Below are 19,226 nucleotides of genomic sequence, written 5' to 3' on the forward strand. Positions count from 1 at the left end.
GATTAATCCTCCTGAACGACGACGGTTCCAACAGGCTCGCCCTTGAGGGCGTTTTTGATATTATCCTCGCCCTCGATGTTGAGAACGATGATCGGCATGCGGTTGTCCTGGCACAGGGCGGCTGCGGTGGAGTCCATGACCTGCAGGCCGCGAACGAGCACCTCGTGGTAGGTGATCCGATCGAAGCGGACGGCGTCGGGGTTGGAGACGGGATCCTTGTCGTAGACGCCGTCGACCTTGGTCGCCTTGAGCAGGCACTCGGCACCGATCTCGCATGCGCGCAGGGCGGCGGCGGTGTCGGTCGTGAAGTACGGGTTGCCCGAACCGGCGGCGAAGATGACGATATCGCCCTTCTGGAGATGATTGATGGCGCGACGGCGGATGTAGGGCTCGCACACCTCGTTCATCTGGATCGCGCTCATGACGCGGCACGGCGCGTCGAGGCGCTCGAACGCATCCTGCAGCGCAAGGGCGTTCATCACGGTCGCGAGCATGCCCATGTAGTCGGCCTGGGCGCGATCCATGCCGTTGGCAGAACCGGCGAGACCGCGGAAGATGTTGCCGCCGCCGACCACGATGCCGACCTGAACGCCGTCGTCGTGGAGCTGCTTGACCTGACGGGCAAGACGCTCGGTGACTTCGGGGTCGATGCCGTAGCGGCCCTCCCCCATCAGCGCTTCGCCGGAGAGCTTAAGCAGCACGCGTTTGTAGAGGTACTCAGACAAGATGTCCTCCTTCAATCGTCAGACTGCACCCATTCTAGCGAATAATGGGTGCCGCGCCCACAAAAAAGCAGGCCACAGGTCGAAACCCATAGCCTGCTCGGTCATCATGAAACGATGAACTAGTTAGCGGCTTCGCCGGAAACCAGACGGTCGAACGCGACGACGCGGACGTTGTCGCCGACCTCCTTGGAGACCTTCTCGGCGTACTGCTTGATGGACATGCTGGAATCCTTGATGAACTCCTGCTCGTTCAGGACGAAGCCCTTGAAGAACTTCTCGAGACGGCCCATGGCCATCTTCTCCTGAATGGCCTCGGGCTTGCCGGACTCGGCGGCCTGAGCCTTGTAGATGGAGACCTCGTGCTCGACGACCTCGGCGGGCACGTCCTCGCGAACGGCGCTGATCGGGGCCGTGGCGGCAACCTGCATGGCCACATCGTGAGCGAAGGACTTGAAGGCCTCGGTGGAAGCGGTCTCGGGCTTGTCGAAGGCGAACTCGACGAGAGCGCCGATCTTGCCGCCCATGTGGATGTAGCTGGCGACAGCGCCGTTGGCCGGCTTGCGGATGGCGAAGCGGGTGATCTTCATGTTCTCGCCGATGATGTGGATCATCTCGGTGAGGGCGTCCTGGACGGACTCACCGTTCATGTCGCACGCGAGCAGGGCGTCGACGTCGGCGGGCTCGGTGGCGCAGGCGACCTGGGCGACATTGGCGACGAAGCCGGTGAACTTGGGGTTGGAGGCGACGAAGTCGGTCTCGCACGCGACCTCGGCGAGCGCACCCTCGGTGGCGTCGTCGGAGATGTATGCGGCGACAGCGCCCTCGTTGGTGTCGCGACCGGCCTTCTTGGCGGCAGCGGCAAGACCGTTCTTGCGCAGGATGTCGACGGCGGCATCCATATCGCCATCGGCCTCGACGAGAGCCTTCTTGCACTCCATCATCGGGGAGTCGGTCATCTCGCGGAGCTGCTTGACCATAGCGGCGGTGATCTGAGCCATGTCTGTTCCTTTCGAACTCAATGATGAACGAACGTTAGGCTATAGGGTACTTACTCGGCAGCGGCCTCGGTCGCGGGCTCGGCAGCCTCAGCGGCGGCCTCGGGCTCGGCGGTGCCGGCCATCTCGGCCTCGGAGATCTGCTCCTTGCCGGTGCCAGCGAGGCAGGCGTCGGCGAACAGCTCGCACATGAGGGAGACGGCGGAGATGGCGTCATCGTTGCAGGGGATGCCGTAGTCGACCTCGTCCGGATCGGAGTTGGTGTCGATCAGGGCGACGACGGGGATGTGCAGGCGCTTGGCCTCCTTGATGGCGTTCTCCTCGCGCTTGGTGTCGATGACGAACAGAGCGGCGGGCAGGGACTTCATGTCACGGGCGCCACCCAGGTTGGTCTGGAGCTTGGTGAGCTCCTTGCCGAGAACGGCCTGCTCCTTCTTGACGCGCAGGGCCATGGAACCGTCGGCGACCATGGCCTCGAGCTCCTCCATGCGGTTCATGCGGGAGCGGATGGTCACGAAGTTGGTGAGCATGCCGCCCAGCCAGCGCTGGTTGATGTAGGGCATGCCGGCGCGTTCGGCGGCGGACTTCACGGCCTCCTGGGCCTGCTTCTTGGTGCCGACGAACAGGACCTTGCCGCCGTGGGCGCAGGTGTTCTTCAGGAAGGTGTAGGCGCGGTCGGCCTCGACGATGGTCTGCTTGAGGTCGAGGATGTAGATGCCGTTGCGCTCGCCGAAGATGTAGGGGCGCATCTTGGGGTTCCAGCGACGGGTCTGGTGACCGAAGTGGCAGCCGGCCTCGAGAAGGGTGCGGATATTGATCTTGGTAGCCATGGATAACCTCCTGTGGTTCGCCTCCGCGCAGGCATCCGACCTCGCTGGCCACCTGGGAAAATGCTACCGTGCCCCCAGGCACCACGGCTCAGCGAGTAGCCGCGCGTGTGTGATAGATACGTTGCCCAGTTGAGCAACCCGCAGAATAATAGCAGGGAACGGCTGCGGTGTGGAGGGGAAATTCTCCCCTGCCCCATTTTCCCACGCGACATGCACAACGGACGGGTTGACGGAGCGGGCGGCCTGCGGTCGTCTCCTTCATTTGAGTCAGCTTCGGGGGTGAGCCTGCTTGAGGGCGCCCTTGAGCCGCTCAGGGGTGAGGTGCGTGTACAGCTGCGTGGTCGACAGGCTCGCATGTCCGAGCAGCTCTTGGACGCTGCGCAGGTCCGCGCCGCCTTCCAGCAGGTCGGTCGCATAGGTGTGGCGCATGGCGTGCGGCGTGATGTCGGAGGGAAGGCCCGCGCGGCGCACGAGCGTCTCGAAGCGGTATCGCAGCGAGTCCGCGCTCATGGCCCGTCCGCGCGACGAGACGAACAGTGCGCGCTCCGTCTGCAGATCGACCGTATTTGAGCGCTCGAGCAGCTGGGGGCGCGCATCGAGAAGGTAGCGGTCAATCGCCTCCCATGCGCGGCGATACAGCGGGACGATGCGCTCTTTCGAGCCCTTGCCGAACAGCCTGACCGTGGCGTCGCCTCTGTTCAAGCTGTCGAGCGTGAGGCCCGCGAGCTCGGAGATGCGCGCGCCCGAGGCGTAGAGCACCTCGAGCATCGCCCTGTCGCGGATGCCTTCGGGTTTGGAGCCGTCGGGGATCGCGAGCAGCTTGTCCATCTGCTCGGAGGTTAGCGCATGCGGGAGGTTCTTGGGGATCTTCGGGGACGAGATGGCGGCTGCGGGGTCGGATTCGATCACGTCCTCGGCCGCGAGCCATGCGTAGAGGGAGCGGATGGAAGACAGGTGCGCGGCGATCGTCTTGGGGGCGTAGCGCGCCTCCCTCAACTGCGCAAGGTAGCGCCTCAGGTCGCGAACGGAGACGCGCAGGCCGTCGAGGCGCGACCGCTCGACCCATGCCGCATACGCGTCGAGATGGGATGCGTACGCGCGCACGGTTTGCGGGGACATGCCTTCCACGCGCTCGATATGCGCGCAGAAGGCCTCGACGGCGCCGCGGATGTCCTGAATCCGCTCCATCTAGCGGACGGGCCCTCGGCCGAACAGATCGGGCCTGCTTGCGCAATAAGCGAAAAGGTCGTTTGCGGCCCGCTCGGCATAGGCGGCGTAGCGTTCTCGCTTGGACCTGCGGCAACCGTCCTCAAGCGGCGGCACAAGGCCGAAGTTGACGTGCATGGGCTGATAGCCCGACGTGGCCGGGTCCGTCGCATAGGCCACGAGCGCGCCGAACGCGCCGGTGACGGGAAGCGAGACCCCGTCGATCCCCTCGAGGTCCGCATAGGTGTTGAGCGCGGCGAGCAGACCCGATGCGATCGCCTCGGTGTAGCCTTCGGTTCCCGTGATCTGGCCCGCCAGCCGTACGGAGGTCCCGGGGATGCGGAAGGTCCGGTCGAGCACGTGGGGCGCATCCACGAAGGTATTGCGGTGCATGACGCCGTAGCGGAAGAACTCCGCGCGCTCGAGTCCGGGGATCATGCGGAACACGCGCTTCTGCTCGCCGAACGTGAGGTTCGTCTGAAAGCCCACGAGGTTGTAGGCGGTGCCCTGCGCGTTCTCCGCGCGCAGCTGGACGGCCGCCCAAGGACGCCTTCCCGTGCGCGGATCGGTGAGGCCGACGGGCTTCATGGCGCCGAACCGGATGGCGTCCTTGCCCGTGCGCGCGACCTCCTCGGCGGGCTGGCACGCCTGGAACAGGTCCCCTCCCTCGAAATCCTTGAGCACGACGCGCTCGGCGTTGACGAGGGCGTCGATGAAGGCCTCGTATTCCTCTTTGTTCATGGGCGCGTTCAGGTAGTCGCCCACCTGGGCGTCATCGTAGCGGGACTGCCTGAACAGGACGTCCATGTCAAGGGTCGATGCGTCCACGATGGGCGCCGCCGCATCGAAAAACGAGAGGGAGTCCCCGCCCACAAGGTCGATCACCTTGGAAGAGAGCGCCGGCGAGCAGAGCGGGCCGGCAGCGATGACCACCGCGCCCTCGGGAATGTCCGTGACCTCCTCGTGCACGACGGTGATCAGGGGGCGCGCGGCGACTTCCTGCTCGACCAGCCGGGAGAACTCGGTCCGGTCGACGGCGAGGGCGCCTCCTGCGGGAACGGCCGCGCGCTCGGCGCACGAGAGGAGAACGGAGCCCATGCGGCGCAGCTCGTCTTTGAGCAGGCCTGCAGCGGAGTCGGGTCGGGTCGATTTGAACGAGTTGGAGCACACGAGCTCGGCGAGATGACCCGTATGGTGTGCGGGAGAGGAAACCTGGGGGCGCATTTCGTACAGGCGCACCGCTATGCCCCGATCGGCAAGCTGGCAGGCGCACTCGCTGCCCGCGAGACCGCCGCCCACTACCGTGACCATCTTGTTCTCCATTGCGCTCCCATCGATCGTTCATGATGGCGCCCGCTTGCGCGGGCGCGGGTTCTACCTATTGTGCATGATGGCACCTCGAGCGTGAAGTGCGCGTTTTGTGGGCGCGAATCTCCCATCGATGATGCGCTCGATCCTTCCTGTCATCTGAAGCCCGCTCAAGACGTTCAGGCAGCTGACGGCATCGACGCCGAGCATCGCCGCGATCTCGTCGATCCGCATGGGGTTTGCCACCAGGGCATCCAGTATTCGACGCTCCGTCTCCGACATCCCCGGCTCCTCCGCGGGGCCGATGCGCGAGAACCTCAGGGTTTCGAAGATCCGCGAGACGGCGACCTCGAGAGACTCCTCATCGACGATGATGGTCGCTCCGACGGAAATGAGGTAGTTGGATCCGCGCGATTCGGGCGACAGGATCGAACCGGGCACGGAAAGGATCTCCCTGCCGAGCTTGTTGGCCGCATCGGCTGTCGAGAAGGTGCCCGACGGCATGCCGGCCTCGGCGACGAAGACGGCGCGCGCGAGTGCGGCGATGATGGCGTTCCGCTTGGGGAACGCGTAGGGGCGCGGCTGCGTCCCCCATCGCTCGATCGAGACGACGGCGCCCCCGGTCTCGAGGGTCCGCTCGATCAGGCGGGCAGACGATGGCGGATAGGTGACGTCCGCCCCTGTTCCGAGAACGATGACGTGACGTCCTTTTTCAGCGAGGGCGGCCTTTCCCGCCGCTTGGTCGCATCCCCGCGCGCCGCCCGAGACGACCGTGATGCCGGATTGCGCCGCCACGGTTGCCGCCATCTCGGCGACGGCGATGCCGTAGGGCGTCGGCCTGCGCGACCCGATGACCGCGAGGCCCATACCATCCAGGACGTCGAGGTTTCCTCGGACATAGAGCGTCTCGGGAGGCTGCGACAGATCGAGCAGGCTTCTCGGGTAGCGCGCATCCGATGGGTGGAGCTCATAGCGCGAATCAGCCAACTTCGTCACCGGTCCTTCCTCTGAACATCGATGCCTCGAGGACGTGCGTCTGCTTGACGTCCTCGGACTCCTCGATGTCGGCAATCGTTCGGGCGATCTTGCTCAGGCGCATGATGCCTCGTCCCGTGAGATGGGCGGCTCGCGCGATCTGGATGAGCGTCGTCTCTCCCCCGCCGTCCAGTCGGTAGGCGGCGACCGCGCCGTCAAGCGGCCGTTTGCTCCGTCCGAGGTCCTCCGGTTTCCCCTCACGGCCTTCGCGCCAGGTCCTGAACGCTCGTCCGCGCTCGACGATTTTGCGAAGGTCGGCAGACGACATACCCTCTGCCCCCTTCACGACCAGCTCCGGGTCCGGACGCATGACGTCGATGCACAGGTCGATACGGTCCGCCAGGGGGCCCGAGAGCTTCGAGCGGTATCGCTCGATGGCATGCGGCGTGCAGGCGCAGTCGATCTCCCGGTCACCGAGGTATCCGCACGGGCACGGGTTGCTTGCCGCCAGCAGCTGGAACCGCGATGGGAAGGAGTATGCTCCCTCCGCGCGCACCAGCCGCACGACACCCGCCTCTATCGGCTGGCGCAAGGTCTGCAGGACGCCCGTCGAGAACTCTGCGAGCTCGTCCAGGAACAGGACGCCTCCGTGGGCAAGGCTGATCTCCCCGGGGTGCACGGGCCTGCCGCCCCCGATGAGGCCCGCCGCAGAGATGCTGTGATGAGGGCTCCTGAACGGACGGACTCCCCTCAGGAGGCCATCGACCGCCTCCCCCATGACGGAGTGGATGCAGAGCGCCTCCTGCTTCTCCCGCTCCTCGATGGGCGGAAGGATGCTTGTCATCCGTCGCGCGAGCATGGTCTTTCCGGCTCCCGGGCTGCCGACCATGAGCAGGCCGAGCTCGCCCGCGGCCGCTATCGCCATGCCGCGTTTCGCGACTTCCTGTCCCACGACATCGGAAAAATCGGGCTGCGCCCCGGGATGCTCGCTGCCCGGCATGCCGTGCGGATGCCTCTGGACGGCTTCGCGAACGCCGATTCGCAGCGACCCGATGTGCGAAAGCGTGAAGTGGTCGACGGAATCGAGCGGAACGTGCTGCTCGTTGATCGCGGTCACGAGCGCCAAGCCGGACGCGCGGGCGAGCAGCTGATAGGCGACCTCTCCGCGCACCGAGCATACCGAGCCGTCAAGCGCGAGCTCTCCAACGAGCAGCGCGTCGTCCAGCCCGACTTCGGGAATCTGGTGAGACGCCGCGAGAATCGCCACGGCGATGGGAAGATCGAAGCCGGACCCGCTCTTGCGCATATCCCCCGGCGCGAGATTCACCGTGATGCTCTTTCGGGGAATCTCGAAGCCCGCGGCTCGCAGCGCGCACCGGATGCGTCCGCGGGCCTCGAGAACGCCCGAGTCGGCCATGCCGACAAGCGAGATGCCCGGCATCCCTTCGGCCATGGAGACCTCGACGGTCACCGGGTACGCCTCGACGCCGCGTATGCAGGCCGCATGCACCGCGTAGACGCCCGAGCCGCTCATTGCTGGCAATCCCATTCAAATGCGGAGACCAGATGCTCGATCTCCGCGAGGAACCCGGGGCGAAGCGTGACCGCTATCACGTCGAAGCGCAGCGCGAACACGGGGAAATATTCCATCTGGTAGCGTGCAGCGATGCGCTCGTAGCGGCGCTGTTTGCGCTCGTCGACCGCGAGCTCGGGGTACAGGCAGTCGTCGTCGGTGTGGTTTCTCCTGGTTTTCACCTCGACGAGCACCACCTCCTCGCTATCCGGGTCGAACATGACGAGGTCCGCTTCGCCTTCCGGACAACGGTAGCCCTGGCACATCGCATCGTACCCCTGGGCCTCTAGATAGGAGCAGGCAAGGGCTTCTCCTAGATAGCCGAGCTCCTTCGCGGTGAACGTGTCGATCATCTCGGGATCTTCGGCGCACGCGTTGATGAACTCCTCATGCGTCTTGAATCTGTTCTGGATCCGATGCTTTCGTTTGCCCATGGCTGCTCCTTTCTATCAAGAGGTGAAAGGAGTATGGAGACGGGGGCGCACCCGCCGTCCTGTTGACGTTGACGAGCGAGCCGACGAAACCCTATCCGCATCGTACAGACGGCCAACGATCGAGGTCGCAGCGCGATTGAGGTCTCATATTCAGTTGCTGGGCTTCACGCAGCCTTCTAGAAGAGCCGCGCGGTCTCGAGAAAGTTTCCGCAGAAGCTGACGCGATGAATGGGGCTGAGCCCATATTCCTTGATGGCGGCGATATGTTCAGGCGAGGCGTACCCTTTTGACTGGGCAAGATGGTAGCCGGGGTATTCGCCGTCGAGCTCGACCATCATCTCGTCACGGGTGACCTTTGCCACGATCGATGCGGCGGCGATGCAGGCGACGGTGGCGTCCCCGTGCACGACATCGCGCTCGTTAGGTACGGCATCGAGCGGGTTTCCATCCATGAGGACGCAGTCGGGCGTGACTCCCGTATCTTCAACCGCCCCCGCCACCGCGCGCCGCAGGCAGCGTGCCATCCCGAGCTCGTCGATCTCCGCTGGTGGGATATGACAGATGCCGATGGCCGTCGCGACCTCTGCGATACGGGCGGCAAGCAGCTCGCGCTTGGCGGGCGTCAACTGCTTGGAATCTTTGAGTCCCCAGATAATCGGCTCTTCGGGTAGACAGACGGCGCACACGGTCAGCGGGCCTGCGACCGATCCTCGGCCCACCTCGTCAACGCCTACGACAACGCCGCTGCCCCCGAGTTCGCGCATGGAGCGGTACATGTCGATGACACGCTGCTGCTCGGCAAGCGTCTTCTCGCGACGGCGGGCGGCGCGCTCACAGGCCTTCTTGACCTGGGTGCGGGGGTCGTCACGATAGCGATCGAGCAGCACGGGGATCTCGTCGATCGATGCGCTCGTGAGCTCAGCTGCAATCTTGGTTGCTGGAAGCGAGCTTGTCATATTTGCCATGGGATTCCCTTCTGTCGGCAATCCCATTGTAATAGCTTGCGAAAGGGAAATCCCCCCGACTCGACCATGACGGCGCCGCCGAATGGGTTGAAACGAACCCGTCCCCAAACAACCCATCTAACAAAAGAAGGCCATCCCGGAGGATGGCCTTGCGAGATGCTGGGTTGCAATAATCCCTAGCGCTTCTCGGGGATGCGAGCAGCCTTGCCGACCTTGTCGCGGAGGTAGTACAGCTTGGCACGACGGACGCGACCGTGACGGACGACCTCAAGCTTGGCGATCTTGGGGCTGTGCAGGGGGAAGGTACGCTCGACACCGATGCCGAAGGAGATCTTGCGGACGGTGAAGGTCTCACGGGAGGAGCCACCGCTCATGCGGATGACGTCACCCTGGAAGACCTGGATACGCTCGCGGTCGCCTTCCTTGATGCGATAGTGAACCTTGACGTTGTCGCCAACGCGGACCTGCGGGATGTCCTCGCGGATGTCCTGACGCTCAATTGCGCGGATGTAATCCATCTTCTCGATCCTTACTCTTACCAGAGGTGCCGCTGAGTGACGACACATGGGTTGAACAAACGAAATTATTATACGCAAGCATGTGGTGAACGCAACTCAAATTATGTGGGGCTTCGATGGTGACGAGACGCCCCGGCACGTCGGTTTGCCGCGGAAAGTCGCAGACATCTCGCTTACGCTCGCACGAATGTAGGCCATACTGTACATGAATGACTTGATGAGCGCTCCGACTGGAGGAACTATGGCACAGCAGAAGACGCGGGTCCGCAGTATCCGCATCGGTTCGGTCATCCTCTTAGGGATCGCTCTAGTTGCGGCGATCGTGTGGGGATCGGTGCTTATCCGCACCCAGATGCTCGAGAACGCAAAAGAGCTCGCGACGCGCCTGGCGACCAGCTATGCCCAGCTTGCTCAGACGCGCCTGAGCTCGTTTGAGCAGTTCTTGAGCTACAGCGCGAGCCGAATGGACGAGTTGATCAGTGACGGCGCCGACGACGCTCGGATGCAGCGATGGCTTGAAGGGTTCAACAGCGGCATGGCTTCCACGATGGATTCGGAGATGGCCGACCCCTACGCGGTCATCGACGGCACCATCATCGCCGCGAATCCATGGGAAGGCGACGAGGACTTTGATTACAGCCAGGCCTCTTGGTATCAAGGTGCCTTGAAAGCGCGTGGCGCGGTATATGCGACGGATGCCTATACGGATACGATCACGGGCGGAAGCATCATCACGCTCTCTATCGCCTTGAGCGGCTCGGGCAATGTTCTGGCGTTCGATATCCAGCTCGACGAGTTAGGGGCCGTTGCGGCGCAAAGGGCGGCTGACAGCAGCATGGGCTACGCCCTTTTCGACCGAAACGGCGAGCCCGTCGTGAGCAGCGGGTTGCTGAGCACGGAGTCCCCCGAATCGTCAGAATTCCTCAATCGGTTGAGAGAAGAGATCGATGCCGGCTTCCTCGACCAAAGCGACGCATCCATCGCGGGGCCGGACGGCACGAACCTGAGCGTCTTTTTCACGGAGCTCGATCCGGGCTGGCTCTCCGTGGTCACGATACCCACGATGTCGCTTCTCATGAACGGGATCACGCCGGGGTTCTTCGCCCTCATCGCGCTGTGCGCGCTGCTGCTCGGGGTCGTGATCTATACGGTGCTGCGCGAGCGCAAGAGCTCGCGAGCCATGCACGAGTCCGAGGACATCATCCGCATCCTCGGCAACACGTATTTCGGCATCTACCGCATCAACTACCTCGATCAGACCTATACGACCGTCAAGGCCTCGCCTGATACGGCGGCCGCCATGGGAAAGTCCGGAACCTACGCGCATTTCATGGATGAGATGCGAAAGGTGGTCCAGGAGGAGACCTTCGAGCGGTTCGCCGAGAGCTTCTCGTGCGAGAACATCCGTCGTCGCGAGCAGGAGGGCGTCACCGAGTTCGGGGGCCGCTACCTCAGGCGATTCGGCGACGAGTATCGCTGGGTGAGCGTCGCGAGCATCACGAACGCGGAGATCTCCAACGGCGAGGCCATCATCTGCTTCCGTGCTGTGGACAACGCCATGCGCGAGGAGATGCAGCGCCAGGAGCTCCTCGAAAGCGCGTTGGAGACGGCGCGTCAGGCGACGAGCAGGCAGCAACGGTTCTTCAGCAACATCTCGCATGACATGCGCACCCCGCTCAACGCGATCGTGAACCTCACGCAGATGATTCGGAGAAACCCGGATGATCGCGAGCAGACGATGCGCTGCCTTGCGCTTCTCGAGGAGGCCGGCAACCAGCTCGTGACGCTCGTGAACGACATCCTCGACATCTCCCACATTCAAAACGCCGAGCAGAGCACGCTCGATCTGGCGACGGTCGACTTGGTGGAATGCGCGCGGACGTCGGTCGAGCTCGCTCGACCTCAAGCCGAGCAGGGCAATAAAGTCATAGAGCTCCATTCCGCCTGGCAGTCCCGTTGGGTGCGCGCCGATTCGAAGCGACTGGGGCAGGTACTCAACAACCTCATATCGAATGCCTTGAAGTACAGCCTGGAAGGGGCTCGCGTCGATGTGACCCTGAGCGAGCCCGACGCGCGCGAGGACGATTCGCGCAAGGCGCGGCTGTTCCAGATTGAAGTTGCGGACACCGGGATCGGTATGACCGAGGAGTTCCTGGGCCGCATCTTCGACCCGTTTGCGCGCGAGACCATGTTCGCGCCGCGTGGCGTGGTGGGCACCGGATTGGGCATGCCGATCGTCAAGAACCTCGTCCAGCAGATGGGCGGAGAGATCTCCGTCTCGAGCAAAGTCGGCGAGGGCAGCGTGTTCACCGTGACGATTCCGCTCGAGGTCGCATCATCTCCCGAGCAGAAGGCCTCCGATGAGTCGGCGGTGCGCGGCAAGGCGGCAGACGAGGGCGCCGTGTCGTTTGAGGGCAGGCGCGTGCTGGTCGCTGAGGACAACCTGACGAACCAGATGATCGCCGAGGCCCTGCTCGGCGCTCTCGAGATCGACGTTACCTGCGTCGACAACGGCAAGCTCGCTCTTGAAGCATTCCGTGATGCCGATGCCGGCGCATTCGACGCGATCCTCATGGACATGAAGATGCCCGTGATGGATGGAGTGGCCGCCACGCGAGCGATCCGCGCACTCGAACGCCCCGATGCGAAATCGATTCCCATCATCGCGGTGACCGCGAACGCGTTCGCGGAGGATGCCGCCGAGGCGCGCGGCGCGGGGATGGACGGTTACGTGACGAAGCCGATTGACGCTGCCGCGCTCGCGCATGCACTCGAGGAGGTGTGGTCATAAACTATGAATCCGCTCTGCCTTTCGCTCTGTTGCGCGTTCGTGAAAGAACCGACCCATCCGAAATGCACCATTGAGGAACAGGCAGAGCGAGTAAAATGGTATATGCGCATATTTCCAGCGTGTTCCAGCTGCCAACATGCGCCGGATGAGTCCGGTTCTGATCTCGGAGGTGCATACTGTTGGCAGGGATAAACCCTCACATTAATCTCGAGAATCCCGAAATCCTGCGTTCATGGCTCGAGATGGCCTTGATGAGGACCGATAGCGAGCTGTGGGTCTATACGCCTTCCGATAAGCATCTAGACGTGTATGGGTTCAACGAGCAGGGAGAAAGCGTCCATTCTGTTTTTGAAGATGCCCCTGCTTCGTGCATAGATGGCGGCCATGTACACCCTGATTCCATCGAGGACCTGAACTCCCTTTTCCGGGCTATCGATCGGGGGCATGAGCGTGAAATCGTATCCGTTCGCCTGAAGCAGCCGTCGACGGGGGATTTCGCGTGGTGTTCCCTCTCCTATCAGCTTCATGTATCTGAGGATGGCACTGTCGACTATGCGGTTGGCATGCGCTCGGCGCCCCGTTCGGCATTTGAGGATCGTTTTCCCGTAAAGGGAACGTTTCCCGAAGTGTTGTACCCTTACCTCATGCGTTTTGGTCAAGCGAACATCTCGCGTGGCAGAATGCGTTTATTGTTGCGTCGCGACGAGCGTCGGGTGCGCTTGCTTCGCGAGATTCCTTATGCCAACGCGATTGAAATGGGTGCCGCCACGCTCTTCTCTTCGAATGATCAGACATCGTATCGTGAGTTGTTGGATCCCTGCCGTCTTGTTGAGCGGTACCAGGCAGGAAGACGCTGGTCGGTCGCACGCTATCGCATGGTCGGCGCCGGCAGCACCATAATGAACGCGCGCATTGCCGTATGCGTCAGCATGCCAGAACAGGGCGATGACCTTATCGCGTCGATCTATGTGAACGCATGCGATTCGCGTTCGAACTGGGAGGCCAAATCCGAGATTTCCGCTGTTCGGGATCGGGAAACGCAGCTGTACTCGCAGGGCTATGCCAAGCTGCTCATCAATTCGTTGATGGGCGACGAGTCGCAAAATGATGTGTGTGCCATTTGCGCAATTGTGCTGGATGGAGCTAGCGGTATTTCAGAGAACCTGCGGGCGGATCTCATAACGGCAATCGGCGTCTTTATGAACACCGATTGCATCGCGTATTTGTACAACGAGACCACGATCGGTATCTTCTTTCCCAAGATTCCGTCCTCTTCGGCGGTCAAACGTCGACTGACAGGCGTGTTCAAGGCGGTGCGGGACAGCTTCCGTGATGCAGATGCCACCTCTTCAGAGGCGCTCGCGTCAGTACGGCTGATCGCATCGACGGTTTTCGGTTTCCTACGCACCTTCGATTTCAACGTCGCAACACTCAATGCATACGAAATGGCGTTGAAGCACACGGCTGAATCAGCTAGTGAAGATGGGGATGTCGTCGATGACCCGTTAGCGCTGCGCGACCTGACCATGGTGCAGCAAACGGTGCGAGCGGACATGTCCGATATTCCCGATATCGACTCGCTGAGCCGCGAGGAGCTTGTCGCCTACGCGGAGACACTGCGCGCCATGCAGGATGCTGAGGCTCCCTCGCAGGCAGTCTACGTTGCACTGAGGGCCGCGGGGTTGTATTACCGGGCTCGCAGAGCCTATGTGCTCATGATGCCCAAGGATGACGAGACCATGACGGTGCTCTACGAGTGGACGGCGCCTTCAATCATGAGCATCCAAAGCCTGTTCTCTAAAACGCCTGTCTCGCGCTTTCCGTTCATTTTAGCGAATGTGGGTTCCGACAGACCCGTATTCGTATCGCACAGGCACTCGGCCTCTCACCCTGATGGCTCCGAGAATCAAGATCCATGGAGGTTCTCCATCATCCCCATCTCCCATGCCGCAGCCTGCGCGATGGCGCTGTGCATCGATGGCCCTTCAGACCATCTCAATTCCTGGTCGCTCGCTTCCTGTCTCGGCGGCCGCATCTTGCATGAATGGATCAGGTTGACGCGGGCGTCTCGATCGAAAGACCCGATGGTTCTTGCGTCTGATTTCTCCTTGCACGATGACCGCGATCTCGAGATGATGCTTGCTCGATCCAATCGCAACCTTTGGGGCTCCGCAGGCATGCTTGTCGTTACCCTCGCGGATTTACAGGATGTATCGAACGAAATTGGATTCAAGGGCGTATTCGATCTGTATATCAAAGTCCGCATGCTGCTCACCTCACTGTTTGGAGAGGAGCTTGTCTTCCATACAAGCGATATCGAGTTCGTCGCGCTCTCCCCTAACCAACCTTATAACAGCTTTATCCAACGATGCGGTCAAGCGCGGCTCGCCTTGCACAGCCTGCATCCGGACTGGTTCTCACTGGGAAGCTCGTGGTCGGATAACTCGCGCGACGTCTACGGAATCCTCTCGGAAGCGCGCGCTGTCGCAAAACGGGACAACTCCCACAAGGTGAGGATGGGACATCGAAACGATCATGGGGCGAACGATACCGAGCAGACGTCATTCCCCTTGCCCTTCACTTCGCCCCGTCCACTTCAAGGCGGATATACCATCTATCTGCAGCCAAAAATTGATATGCGCACCGGAGCCCTTGTTGGCGCAGAGGCGCTTGCCAGGTCTATCGGCAGCGACGGTGTGGTCAATGCCCCGGCGAGCGATATTCGTCGACTAGAGGAAGACGGAACGATAAGCGAGCTCGATTACTTCGTGTTTGATGCGATGCTTGCCACCATGAGCTCTTGGAAAAGCCGGGGCATTACCGTTGTGCCCATCTCGAGCAACTTTTCGCGCAACACGCTGCTTGGCTCCACGGCGTTGGCGTCGGTGCTTGCGATTCTAAGCAGGTATCCGGAGATACCCGTCGACAAGGTTGAAATGGAGATCACCGAGGCCGCGATCGACCTGGGCAACCATACGCTCTCTGAGGTTGTCGAGCGATACCGTTCTCTAGGTCTGCGCGTCGCTCTCGACGATTTCGGGTCGCATTACTCAAACGCATCGGTGCTCGCAAACGTGCATTTCGACACGATCAAGCTCGATCGCAGTCTCATCGACGACCTGCCGGGCAACGAGGTGAGCCGCTTGCTCGTTCGAAACATCGCGGATATCTGCAAGAGCCAAAACATGTGCTGCATAGCGGAAGGCATCGAGTCGATTGACCAAGCGCGAGCGTTGGTCGAAGAGGGCTGCAACGTCTGCCAGGGCTTCTACTACGATCGCCCGATGCCTGTCGATCTATTTGAGCGGAAGTATTTCGAAGTGTAAGGGTCGCTGTCCCGTACGTGCGGCGCCGTCAACGAAGTCCTGCTTTGCAGTGGAGGCTCGGAAGGTGATTTTTCGGCAATTCTCGGGGCCGGAGCCTCCACTAGAGAGCGTGGGACATGGATCAGATGCATCCATGCTCAACCATGCCAAATGAATGGGCCCGGGAAGCACATGCATCCCGGGCCTTTGCTATGCGTGCGCTCGCGCTTCGCTACCGAGGCTGTCGATGATGGTGATGACCAGTCCCTTGATGGTGTTGTCCGTCGTGCGGTAGGGCGCGATGCGCAACGTGTAATGACGGCCGTTCATCGCTGTGATCTCGCGGTCGATCGGCGTGAGGTTCTTGAGAACGGTTTCCGCGTCTCCCACGATGTCCTCATCGGGGAAGCTATGGGCGAAGATCTGTATGGGCCTGCCCACATCGTGATCCATCAGTTGGAACTCACGACCAACGTACTCGGTGAACTTTCGAATGTTGAAGTTCTCGTCGATGAACAGGATGCCGATCATCGTCGAGGACAGGAAGTTCGAAAGGTCGTTCGTCGTCATGGTGAGCTCGTCGACTTTTTGCTGGTACTCGGAATTGACCGTGTAGAGCTCCTCGTTGACCGACTGCAGCTCCTCATTCGAGCTCTGCAGCTCTTCGTTTGCGGTGAGCAGCTCCTCGTTTGCCGCCTGAAGCTCCTCATTGACCGTCTCGAGCTCACCGATGGTGGACTGCAGGTCGCTCTGCGATTCGCGCAGCTCGCTCTCAAGATCGGCGATGCGGCGCGCGGCTGTCGCCTCGATATCGTATTTCTCGATGATGCCCTCCTGATGCTGAGCGTCCGCTCGCTGCTCGATAAACAGCATGACGACAAGATCGGCATCAAGGTTTCCGGGCATGGGGATAGGCTGCGCCACAAGGTCGATGACCTTCGGTCCGGAAGGGCAATCCACGCGGATCCCCTCGTAGGTGACCGATTCATGATCGGAGCGGCAGCGTGACAGAGCGGTGGAGGCGGCGAGGCTCAGGTCCCTGTTCACGATGGTGAACAGGTTGAAGGTGGCCTTTCCGGGCGCGATGCTCACAAAATCGAGGTAGTTTCCGAAGAAATGGATGACGTCGTTGTTCTCGTTGATGATGACCGATGCGGGCAAGAACCGCTCAAGGTAGTTCGTGTAGATGCTCTCCAGGCCATAATCGACCGAGCGCGCGGAGTCGGGAATGGTGTGGCGCGTGGGCACCGCCTGGACGGTTGGAATGTTGAACGACGTGGGCGCGGGGCTGTCGATTTTACCGGCGCCGTTGTGGATATAGATCTTCTCGGTGGAGCAAGCGGGCTGGAATACGTTCGGGTATTCGTTTGCCGTCTCGCTTTTGCCCAAGAACAGGTAGCCGCCGTTCTTGAGCGCGGTATGGAAGATGGCGAACAGGCTGCGCTGTAGCACGGGCTGGAAGTAGATCATGACGTTGCGGCAGCAGATGAGGTCGAGCTTGCCGAACGGCGGGTCGGACAGCATGTTGTGCGGCGCGAAGATGACCATCTGGCGCACGTCTTTGATGATGTGGTAGCGCCCCTCGCGCTTCACGAAGAAGCGCGCAAGGCGCTCGGGCGTCACGTCCTCAATGATGCTCTCGCCGAAGACGCCCTTGCCGGCTTTCTCGATCGCCTTGACGTCTATGTCGGTGGCGAAGATCTTGACGTCGCGCTTGATCTGGAGCTCGTCCATGACCTCGCGGAACAGGATAGCCACCGAGTAGGCCTCCTCGCCGGTGGAGCAGCCGGCGCTCCAGACGCGGATGGGCTCGTTCTCGCCGGCGTTGCGCACGATGCTCGTGATGACACGGCTCTTCAGGACCTCGAAGTAGGCGGGGTCGCGGAAGAAGCTCGTGACGCCGATCAGGATCTCCTTGGCAAGCGTGGAGATCTCCTCCGGGTCGTCGTCCAGCACATCGGCGTACTCGGCGAGCGAGGAGGTGTGGGTGACCATGAGGCGGCGCTCGATGCGGCGCAGGATGGTGGAGCGCTTGTAGTAGGTGAAGTCGATGCCGACCTCCTGCTTGAGCGCAAGGTAGATGCGCGAGAGGCTCTCCTCGTCGCTGAAGGCGCCCAGGTTGTCCTCGGGCATGAGGTCGATATGGTAGCGGGCGAAGTTCACGATCTCGTCGGCGATCTGGCGCGGAGGCAGGACCCAGTCGACGAGCCCGGTGCTGATGGCGCTGCGCGGCATGCCGTCGAACTTGGCGCTCTCGGGCTGCTGGACGATGGTGAGGCCGCCGCTCTCCTTGACGGCGCGGATGCCGCTCGTGCCGTCGGTGCCGGTACCGGAGAGCACGACCGCCACGGAGCGCTCGCGGTACTCCTCGGCAAGGGAGGCGAAGAAGATGTCGATGGGGTGGTTCAGCACCGCATGGTCATAGTCCGACAGGCGCAGGCGGCCGCCGGCGATGGTGAGGTTCTTCTTGGGCGGGATGAGGTAGACGGTGTCCGCCTCGATCTCCGTGTCCTGCTCGACCTGCAGAACCGGCATGTCGGTCTGCTTGCCCAGGATGTCCGCCATAAGGCTGCGGTGGTCCGGCGAGAGGTGCTGGATGACCACGAAGCCCAGCCCGCTGTTGGGCGGAAGCGCTTGGAACAGCTCCTGCAGCGCCTCTACCCCACCGGCAGATGCACCGACTCCCACAACGAACGAGGCGGCGTTACGGTCCTTGCGTTTCCGTTTATCTTGCGCCATGAGCCCGACCTTTCTGACTGTATGACGTGTGCGGGCGAGTTCGGTACCGTCGAAGCAGGCATTCGTACACGTAATGACGTATTTACGGTTACTACCACTATACCTGTTGATAAAGCAACAACCCTCCGCAATTCGCCGATATCCGGTGGGTGGTCGCTCCAATCTTGATCCTGCTTCGCATACTTTATCGCTGCAGCAGTGATGGGGTTCAACCAATTCATGTCCCGGTGAGCATGGGAATTGGTCTTCTACGATGTCCACATCAATCAATTATCTTCGAAACCGAAGATTAACTACCTGTTTGAACACATGTATTCGTTCTGCTTTTGGTACCGTTATACTGTCATGTTGATATTAGAAATCGGTAAAGAGGAGGCGAATTAATTGCAGACCTGGATTTTGGCGCTCGTTGGCGTGCTTTTGGTTATCTGCATCGTATTGTGCGTCCTTCTTATTCGGGTGCTTCTCGTACTTAAACAGGTTGATTGGCGTCTGAACGTTATTGACGGCAAACTGATCGCTATCGATTCTCATTCAAATGGGCAGAATGGCGAACATCCGAAGCGCAATGATACGCAGAGGGAAGCGAATAGGGGCACCACACCCCGCAGCGGATCTGCCGCGGCACGAAAGCAGGCCATCGAGCAGGCGCAGCACGAGCCAAAGACCAACAACCAGTATGTCGACCCTCGTCCTGATGTCGTTCTTCGCGAAGGCGGTTCGGTTCAGACCGCACAAAAGGATGTACGAACCTCACGTATCATCAGGCGCGGCGGCAAACCGATCTACGACAAGAAGACGGATTCGATTGTCATTGAGACCATATCGAAGTAGCACCCCTAATTAACCAATCGGGCCCGAA

The 19,226-nt window shown here is 61.5% G+C and carries 14 protein-coding genes; 3 read left to right on the forward strand and 11 right to left on the reverse strand.

The window, feature by feature from the left end:
• Nucleotides 1-2: 2 nt before the first annotated feature.
• From pyrH to rplS, 10 genes are all read right to left on the reverse strand, one after another.
• Nucleotides 3-725, reverse strand: coding sequence for a UMP kinase (pyrH, locus tag B5F74_RS00455; protein WP_087199114.1), 723 nt, complete (start codon nucleotides 723-725; stop codon nucleotides 3-5).
• A gap of 119 nt (nucleotides 726-844) precedes the next feature.
• A complete protein-coding gene (gene tsf / locus B5F74_RS00460) occupies nucleotides 845-1,723 on the reverse strand; it encodes a translation elongation factor Ts (RefSeq protein ID WP_087199116.1) in 879 nt (292 codons plus the stop codon).
• Nucleotides 1,724-1,773: 50 nt separating this feature from the next.
• Nucleotides 1,774-2,550 (reverse strand): 30S ribosomal protein S2, encoded by a 777-nt coding sequence (gene rpsB, locus B5F74_RS00465; RefSeq protein WP_066832114.1) that lies wholly within the window; start codon nucleotides 2,548-2,550, stop codon nucleotides 1,774-1,776.
• 267 nt (nucleotides 2,551-2,817) lie between these two features.
• On the reverse strand, nucleotides 2,818-3,738 hold the full coding sequence (locus B5F74_RS00470; RefSeq protein ID WP_087199118.1) for a tyrosine recombinase XerC: 921 nt from the start codon (nucleotides 3,736-3,738) through the stop codon (nucleotides 2,818-2,820).
• Complete coding sequence (trmFO, locus tag B5F74_RS00475; protein ID WP_087199120.1) at nucleotides 3,739-5,079, reverse strand: methylenetetrahydrofolate--tRNA-(uracil(54)-C(5))-methyltransferase (FADH(2)-oxidizing) TrmFO; 1,341 nt, start codon at nucleotides 5,077-5,079, stop codon at nucleotides 3,739-3,741. It abuts the gene before it with no gap.
• A gap of 51 nt (nucleotides 5,080-5,130) precedes the next feature.
• Nucleotides 5,131-6,060 (reverse strand): DNA-protecting protein DprA, encoded by a 930-nt coding sequence (locus B5F74_RS00480; protein ID WP_087199122.1) that lies wholly within the window; start codon nucleotides 6,058-6,060, stop codon nucleotides 5,131-5,133.
• Nucleotides 6,044-7,573, reverse strand: coding sequence for a YifB family Mg chelatase-like AAA ATPase (locus tag B5F74_RS00485; protein WP_087199124.1), 1,530 nt, complete (start codon nucleotides 7,571-7,573; stop codon nucleotides 6,044-6,046). The genes B5F74_RS00480 and B5F74_RS00485 overlap by 17 nt, the downstream gene beginning before the upstream one ends.
• Entirely contained in the window at nucleotides 7,570-8,046 is a 477-nt protein-coding gene (locus tag B5F74_RS00490; RefSeq protein WP_087199126.1) for a YraN family protein, read from the reverse strand. Before B5F74_RS00490 ends, B5F74_RS00485 begins: the two co-directional genes overlap by 4 nt.
• A 176-nt stretch (nucleotides 8,047-8,222) precedes the next feature.
• Entirely contained in the window at nucleotides 8,223-9,011 is a 789-nt protein-coding gene (locus B5F74_RS00495) for a ribonuclease HII (RefSeq protein ID WP_087199128.1), read from the reverse strand.
• A 176-nt stretch (nucleotides 9,012-9,187) separates the two neighbouring features.
• A complete protein-coding gene (gene rplS, locus B5F74_RS00500) occupies nucleotides 9,188-9,529 on the reverse strand; it encodes a 50S ribosomal protein L19 (RefSeq protein ID WP_066832135.1) in 342 nt (113 codons plus the stop codon).
• A gap of 241 nt (nucleotides 9,530-9,770) precedes the next feature.
• Between rplS and B5F74_RS00505 the strand changes: the two genes are divergently transcribed.
• Both B5F74_RS00505 and B5F74_RS00510 read left to right on the forward strand, forming a co-directional pair.
• Entirely contained in the window at nucleotides 9,771-12,320 is a 2,550-nt protein-coding gene (locus tag B5F74_RS00505; protein ID WP_158095649.1) for an ATP-binding protein, read from the forward strand.
• A gap of 179 nt (nucleotides 12,321-12,499) precedes the next feature.
• On the forward strand, nucleotides 12,500-15,646 hold the full coding sequence (locus B5F74_RS00510; protein WP_087199132.1) for an EAL domain-containing protein: 3,147 nt from the start codon (nucleotides 12,500-12,502) through the stop codon (nucleotides 15,644-15,646).
• 189 nt (nucleotides 15,647-15,835) lie between these two features.
• On the opposite strand, the gene B5F74_RS00515 is transcribed toward B5F74_RS00510, so the two are convergent.
• Nucleotides 15,836-18,364: a chemotaxis protein CheB gene (locus B5F74_RS00515; RefSeq protein WP_087199134.1), complete on the reverse strand. Its 2,529-nt coding sequence runs from the start codon at nucleotides 18,362-18,364 to the stop codon at nucleotides 15,836-15,838.
• A gap of 384 nt (nucleotides 18,365-18,748) precedes the next feature.
• On the opposite strand from B5F74_RS00515, the gene B5F74_RS00520 reads away from it, so the two are divergent.
• Nucleotides 18,749-19,198: a hypothetical protein gene (locus B5F74_RS00520; protein WP_087199136.1), complete on the forward strand. Its 450-nt coding sequence runs from the start codon at nucleotides 18,749-18,751 to the stop codon at nucleotides 19,196-19,198.
• The last annotated feature ends 28 nt before the right edge of the window (nucleotides 19,199-19,226 follow it).

This window comes from Collinsella sp. An271 (assembly GCF_002159695.1).
GTDB classification, from domain to species: Bacteria; Actinomycetota; Coriobacteriia; order Coriobacteriales; family Coriobacteriaceae; genus Collinsella; species Collinsella ihumii.

What these genes read in the sequence shown, in the direction of transcription:
- tsf (WP_087199116.1), bottom strand. Translation starts at nt 1,723, where the DNA reads ATGGCTCAGATCACCGCCGCTATGGTCAAGCAGCTCCGCGAGATGACC.
- rpsB (WP_066832114.1), bottom strand. Translation starts at nt 2,550, where the DNA reads ATGGCTACCAAGATCAATATCCGCACCCTTCTCGAGGCCGGCTGCCAC.
- B5F74_RS00470 (WP_087199118.1), bottom strand. Translation starts at nt 3,738, where the DNA reads ATGGAGCGGATTCAGGACATCCGCGGCGCCGTCGAGGCCTTCTGCGCG.
- trmFO (WP_087199120.1), bottom strand. Translation starts at nt 5,079, where the DNA reads ATGGAGAACAAGATGGTCACGGTAGTGGGCGGCGGTCTCGCGGGCAGC.
- B5F74_RS00485 (WP_087199124.1), bottom strand. Translation starts at nt 7,573, where the DNA reads ATGAGCGGCTCGGGCGTCTACGCGGTGCATGCGGCCTGCATACGCGGC.
- B5F74_RS00490 (WP_087199126.1), bottom strand. Translation starts at nt 8,046, where the DNA reads ATGGGCAAACGAAAGCATCGGATCCAGAACAGATTCAAGACGCATGAG.
- B5F74_RS00495 (WP_087199128.1), bottom strand. Translation starts at nt 9,011, where the DNA reads ATGGCAAATATGACAAGCTCGCTTCCAGCAACCAAGATTGCAGCTGAG.
- rplS (WP_066832135.1), bottom strand. Translation starts at nt 9,529, where the DNA reads ATGGATTACATCCGCGCAATTGAGCGTCAGGACATCCGCGAGGACATC.
- B5F74_RS00505 (WP_158095649.1), top strand. Translation starts at nt 9,771, where the DNA reads ATGGCACAGCAGAAGACGCGGGTCCGCAGTATCCGCATCGGTTCGGTC.
- B5F74_RS00515 (WP_087199134.1), bottom strand. Translation starts at nt 18,364, where the DNA reads ATGGCGCAAGATAAACGGAAACGCAAGGACCGTAACGCCGCCTCGTTC.